Source organism: Micromonospora sp. R311, from assembly GCF_056780015.1.
In genome coordinates, this window is record NZ_JBSWCE010000059.1 from 21,499 (window position 1) to 27,498 (window position 6,000).

Genomic DNA, 6,000 nt, shown 5'->3' on the forward strand with positions numbered 1-6,000 from the left:
CCGACTGGTCCCGACCCGACCTAGGCCTGATGTTCTGGCCGCGTCGGCAGCACGGTTCCCTCGTTCATGATCAACGCCTGCGGCGGCGCCCAGTCCCGTGACTGTTGCGCCGTTGCACAAGCATCGGTTTCCCGGTCACGGGCTCGCCTGAGGCGCGCTCGCCGTTGCCGGGTCCAGGGTTACACGCCCCACCGAACGGATGAGGTGGGCCCGATGTCGCGCCGTACAGACGCGGGCCAGGCTTAACGTGCGGACGTGAACAGCGAGCGCCTGCCCCGCCGCCTGCCCCGCCGGCTGCTCCTCGCCCGAGCAGGTTCGGCCGCGGTGGCGGCACTGACCGGCTGCGAGTCCAGCAGGGCGAGGGTGCCAAGTGCCCGTCCGACGACACCATCCACAAGTTCCACGTCGGGATCGGCGGGAGATGAGGCCAGGCTCCGCCGGAAGGTGGCCAGCTTGCTCGTCGTCGGATTCCGCGGCGAGCGGCTCAACGGCAACGATTGGATCGTCAAGGCGGTCAGGGACGGTCTCGGCGGGGTGATCCTGTTCGATCAGGACCTCGAGACGAAGTCGGCGCGCAACATCCGCTCACCGGACCAGGTCACCGCGCTGGTGAAGACTTTGAAGGACGCCTCGCCGGGCCGGCTCATCGTGTCGATCGACCAGGAAGGCGGTCGCACCTCCCGACTCAACCCGAGCAACGGTTTCCCGGCAACCAGGTCAGAGGCCGAGATCGGCGCGGAGAACTCCCCGCCCGCGACGCGGGACTGGGCCCGAGGGCTGGTGGCCAGCCTCACCAAGATCGGTGTCAACCTCAACTACGCTCCGGTCGTCGACGTCAACATCAACCCTGAGAGCCGGGCCATCGGCAAACTCGAGCGGAGCTTCTCGGCGGACCCCGGCGTGGTGGTCAGTAACGCCAGCGAGGAGATCCGGGCCCACCGGGCCGCGGGTGTCAAGACCTCGCTCAAGCACTTCCCCGGATCCGGTAGCGCGGCCGGCAACACGGACTTCGAGGTGGTGGATGTCAGCTCCACCTGGCAGCGAGTCGAACTCGAACCGTTCCAACGACTGATCCAGGCTGGTCTCGCGGACTCGATCATGGCGGCCCATGTGCTCAACAGGCAGCTTGACCCTACCTACCCGGCGTCGTTGTCTCCCGCGGTCGTGACAGATCTGCTCCGGGGCAGGCTCGGCTGGCAAGGGCCGGTCGTCAGTGACGACATGCAGGCGGTGGCGATCACCCGCCGCTACGGCTCGGCGGACGCCGTCGCGCTGGCATTGCAGGCCGGCCTCGACCTTCTCGTCTTCGCCAACCAGCAGGTGTACGACCCGGACATCGTCAACAAGACGCTGGACACCGTGGTGGGTCTCGTCCGTTCCGGACGGCTCACCGAGGCGCGCATCGACCAATCCGTCGCCCGGGTTGACACCCTCCGTCCGAAACGCTGACCACCGTAACGGGGGACAAGGCGACGCCGGAGCGAGCGTCGTAGCGTCGGTGGACGGGAGGCGTTGCGCCGTACACCGACCCGACCGGCCCAGCGCTTGGCGGGCCGGTCCGTGTCTGCATACGCCGGGATCAGCCGCCACGGATGGACGGGGCCGGCACCGATGAGCCACCGGCCGCCGCAACCGGATACGGGGGTGTCAGTGGGTCGGCCGGAGCCCGGCCGGCACCGGGAGGGCGCCGCCCTTGCTGAACTGGTCCCAGGTGACGTTCCAGGCTGCCCGGCCATTGCCCTTGGTCAGTTGGGCCTCGTGCCTCTGACGGGGATCAGATCGGCGACCGGGTTGCCAGCCCACAGTGGCGGCGGATGTTGGTGCAGCCGTGCGAGACGTTGGTGCTGCCCTGCTAATGGTGTGTCAGCCCATCAGAAGGCGAGGCGCCGTCATAGGGCTCGCTGCCGTCGTCCAGCGCGTCCGCCACCCAGAGCTGGGCCGATGCCTGTCGGCCGAGATGGTCCGTCACACGTCACTTCCCGCACCACGGCGCCAACAATGGCACCGGCGGGGCCTGGCCTGCTCAGCCCATGTTCGCGGCCTCCCCGGCCGGTGCCGTTGTTGGCGCGGCTACCGCTAGCCGAGGAACTTCTGCAGCGTCTGGACCTCCGCGACCTGAGTCTGCTCGATGGTGGCAGCCAGGTTCTTGACTTCGGGGTTGCTGCCGTCGGACTGCACGGTACGGGCCATCTGGATGGCGCCGTTGTGGTGGGCGATCATCAGCCGGGCGAACATCCGGTCGAAGTCGTTGCCACTGGCCGCCTCCAGCGCGGCCATGTCCTTATCGGAAACCATGCCGGCCATCCCGTCCGTGCCGTGCATCTGGTGTCCGCCGGGGGCCTCCGTCGGCTTGCCCGAGGCGGTCAACCAACCTGCCATCGTCGTGATCTCGGGTGCCTGCGCCGCCTTGATCCGGGCCGCGAGTTCCTTCAGATCGGGGTTCTTGACACGGGTTGCGGCCAGGTCGGCCATCTCCACGGCCTGCTCGTGATGGGGGATCATCATTTGGGCGAACATCACGTCGGCGTCGTTGAGTTGGGGGCTCGCGGCAGACGACGATGCGGTGGCGGCCGGGCTGGCCTTGTCCGCGGGTCCGGTCGACTCACCGTCGGCACAGCCGGTGACGGTGAAGAGCGCGAACAGGGTGGCGCCACTGAGGACGGTTCGGCGCATCAAGCAGCGGTTCATGAAGGTTCGCGGCCTTTCCTGTCACATAGGGATTTCGCGTCGATCCTGGTCGTGGTAGGGGCTTCCGGGCCGCCGGCTGCTCGGGTCTTGACCGTCCGCGGCACCCCTACTAGCCGGGGATAGTAGTGCCCTACCATGGCGACCGGTGGCAGGGGTACGGCCCCACCGACGGCATCGGGCCCATGGATGCTCGACGAAAGGATCTACAGTGCCTTTCAATCGGCAACCCAGGCGGCCAGACCTTGCCTGAGACATCCTCGGGGCTTCAGCGGGATCGCTTGTCAGTACGTCGAGCCACAGTCTCGGCACTGCGTTTCTGGCTGGTCCTGTTCCCCGCCCTCGTCGCGGCACTCGGGTTCGCCTCCCCTGCGGCGGCGCACTTCAAGCTGACCGAAGCCGTGCCCGCCGACGGTGCGCGGGTCAACGCTCCGGTCCAACAGATCCGGCTCAAATTCAGCGCCGCCGGCACGCCGATCGGAACCGGATTCACGCTTTTCGATGGCGACGGCAGAGCGGTCCCGGTGACCAGTCACACCCCTGACCGCGGCCGTACCTGGCTGGTCCATTCCGCCAAACCCCTGACTACGGGCACGTTCGAACTACAGTGGAATGTCGCGGCTCCGGACGCACATCCCCTGACCGGCACCGTCACATTCACGGTGCGCTCGTCCACCACTGCTCCAAGAGCGACCGCTGATCCGCATGCCACGGCAGGTCCACGCGGGCATGACGGCCATGCCGGGCACGGCATGCCCTCCGCTAGACCCGCCGCCCCCACCCCCGGGCACACCATCGACCACGGCCGCAACGCGGAGCAGGGGGCGGTAAGGCTCGTCGGGGCTGTAGGGCGCTGGGTCTCCTACGGAGCGATCCTGCTCGGAGTCGGAGGACTTGTCTTCGCGCTGACCACCCTGGTGGGTACGCGCAGTGACATCCGGGTGGTGCAGGTATGGGTCCGCGCATCCGGGCTGGCGGTGGCGGCCGGAGCAGGACTTGAACTGCTTGCGCTCGCCGCCATCTTCAGCGAGGACGGCACTTTCGCCTCCGCGATCAGCGCTCACGCCCTGGTCGCCCTCAGCCAGACCCCGGTAGGTGCCGGTTTGGCCCTGCGGTTCACCGGTGCCGTCGGCCTTCTCACCGCCGGCGCGCTCGAAGCGGCACTGATCAGGGGGCGGCACGCCGCGGGACGCCATTCCGTGCCGACCGTTGCCGCCATACCCACCGAGTCCCATCCGTTGGCGACGTCTGCCACGGCGGACCCCACCGTCGTCACCGCCCAGCGGGTACGAGCCCGAGCAGTCCGGCCCGTACTGCTGGCCACCACCGTGGCGCTGCTGCTGAGCTCCTTCCTACTCGACGGGCACACCGTCACCGCCGAATCCCGAACCGTCATGGTCCTCGCCGACCTCGCCCACACCATCGCCGCCGCAGTCTGGGTTGGCGGTGTCCTACTGCTGACGGTCCTGCTCCTGGGCCGGGCCCGTCTGGGCGTACCGACGGGCGCCGCCGAGATGGCAGTCCGTTTCTCCATACCGGCCACCGCCGCGTTCGCCCTCACCGGTATCGCCGGCACCGCCTTGACCCTGCTGATCCTCGATCAGCCCACGAACCTCGTAACCACCAACTGGGGACGTGTGCTACTCGTCAAGATCGCCTTGGTGGCGGTTGTCGCGCTCGTCGGCCTCTATAACAACAGGCACATCCTGCCCAAACTGGATCGGCACGCCATGGACCCCACCCACCGACTACGACGTACCGTCCTGGTCGAAGCGATGTTGATGCTCTGCGTGCTACTCGTCACAGCGATCCTCGTCAACGCCGAGACCTGACCCCAGGACCGGAGCCTCGGGACTCCGCCAGTAGCTCCCCGCTTCCGTCCCAAGCATCGAAGGGGACATGGCAGCCGCCGCGGCTCCAGGAGGCATGATGGCGGGCAGCTACTCAGACCGCCCGCACTCCGGCGGCCAGTCCCGACTCGCAGGGACCGATACATGTGCGCTGCGTGCGATCGCGGAGCGTCAGCTAGTTGCCGTCAGCGAGCCGGACGGTCAGGCAGCGCTCATTCCAGGAGCAGCGGTACGTCGTAGACCGACATGTCCATGCGCGGGCGGACAAACCACACCCGATGCCGCCAGCGGTGATGCTCATAAGCCGTGTCGACTTGGATCTCGGCGACCACTGCCGGTTCCACCTGCACGTAGCGCAGCGGCTCCGGCCGGTCGAGATGCCCAGACCACGACGCAGGTAACGGCTGCGGCCATGGATGCACGGCGCCGGGACTGCGGCCGTGCCCGAACGGTGCGAGCAGCCCGGCCAATATCCGACGCTGCACGGCGGAGAGGGGGTGCGTGCGGCCGGTGTGGCGTAGCCATCCTCGCCGGTCGAACCGGCCGACCAGCAGCGTGTCCGGGTCGGTGATGCTGCCCGTCACCCCGCCAATGATCGTCTCGACGGTGCACTTGGTGCGCAGCTTCGCCCAACCGCGCCGTCCCGGCTCGTAGTGGCTGTCGAGGCGTTTCACCATCACACCTTCGATACCGGCGACGGCCCACGTGGACAACCATTCGGCGGCCTCGTCGACGTCGGTCGCCTGGGGGCTGAGAGTGAGCTGCGGCGGCGCGCCGGTGAGCAAGTCGGCGAGGCGCGCTCGCCGCTCGGCCAACGGCCTCTCGAGGAGCACCTGCCCATCGACGTCGGCGAGCAGGTCGAATACCACGTAGTGAGCGGGATGCTCGCGGGTGATGCGCAGCAAACCTCGCCCAGCGGTGACCCGTCGTTGCAACAGCGCGAAGTTGCTGCGCCCTCGCTCCCACACGACCAGTTCCCCGTCGAGGACCACGCCGGGCGGTAACGCCTGGACGGCGCGGGTGATATCCGGGAAGTAGACGGTCAGATCCTTGCCGGCCCGGGATTGGAGGTAGACGCCGACTGGCCGACGGAACGCCAGGCACCGCCAGCCATCCCACTTCGGCTCGTATGCGAGGCCAGGCCGCTCGGGGAGCGCGTCAACCGAGGCGGCGAGCATCGGCTCGACAGGTGGTCGTAGCAACGCGGCTGAGGCCGAACCGACGTGCTGGCGGCCCGGGCTCACGCCGTGGCGTGAAAGCTGGTCATCTTTCCCCCCTCGGCTGATCGTGCAACCAACGCCAAGTGCGGCGCTGAGAAATCAGATGGAACGAATGGACGGGATGGCACTACCACATCGGCTTGTGAATCAGGGCAATTCGAGCAGATTGGTCACGTCCCGTGGCGTGGTGTAGATCGCCTGCGTGAGGCTCTGTGCGCTGTTCGGTTTTCCGGTTCGTTGTCGAG

The 6,000-nt window shown here is 67.9% G+C and carries 4 protein-coding genes; 2 read left to right on the top strand and 2 right to left on the bottom strand.

The features are described 5' to 3' along the window. The first annotated feature begins 444 nt into the window (after positions 1 to 444). Entirely contained in the window at positions 445 to 1,449 is a 1,005-nt protein-coding gene (locus tag AC1WTP_RS32195) for a glycoside hydrolase family 3 N-terminal domain-containing protein (RefSeq protein WP_481652996.1), read from the top strand. Between the two features lie 627 nt (positions 1,450 to 2,076). Here the strand turns inward: AC1WTP_RS32195 and AC1WTP_RS32200 are convergent. Next, positions 2,077 to 2,673, bottom strand: coding sequence for a DUF305 domain-containing protein (locus tag AC1WTP_RS32200; RefSeq protein ID WP_481652997.1), 597 nt, complete (start codon positions 2,671 to 2,673; stop codon positions 2,077 to 2,079). Positions 2,674 to 2,870: 197 nt separating this feature from the next. Here AC1WTP_RS32200 and AC1WTP_RS32205 point away from each other — a divergent pair, with 197 nt between their 5' ends. Further along, on the top strand, positions 2,871 to 4,517 hold the full coding sequence (locus tag AC1WTP_RS32205; RefSeq protein ID WP_481652998.1) for a copper resistance CopC/CopD family protein: 1,647 nt from the start codon (positions 2,871 to 2,873) through the stop codon (positions 4,515 to 4,517). A gap of 230 nt (positions 4,518 to 4,747) precedes the next feature. On the opposite strand, the gene AC1WTP_RS32210 is transcribed toward AC1WTP_RS32205, so the two are convergent. Then, positions 4,748 to 5,713, bottom strand: a complete 966-nt coding sequence (locus tag AC1WTP_RS32210) for an ATP-dependent DNA ligase (RefSeq protein WP_481652999.1) — start codon at positions 5,711 to 5,713, stop codon at positions 4,748 to 4,750. Positions 5,714 to 6,000: the final 287 nt, after the last annotated feature.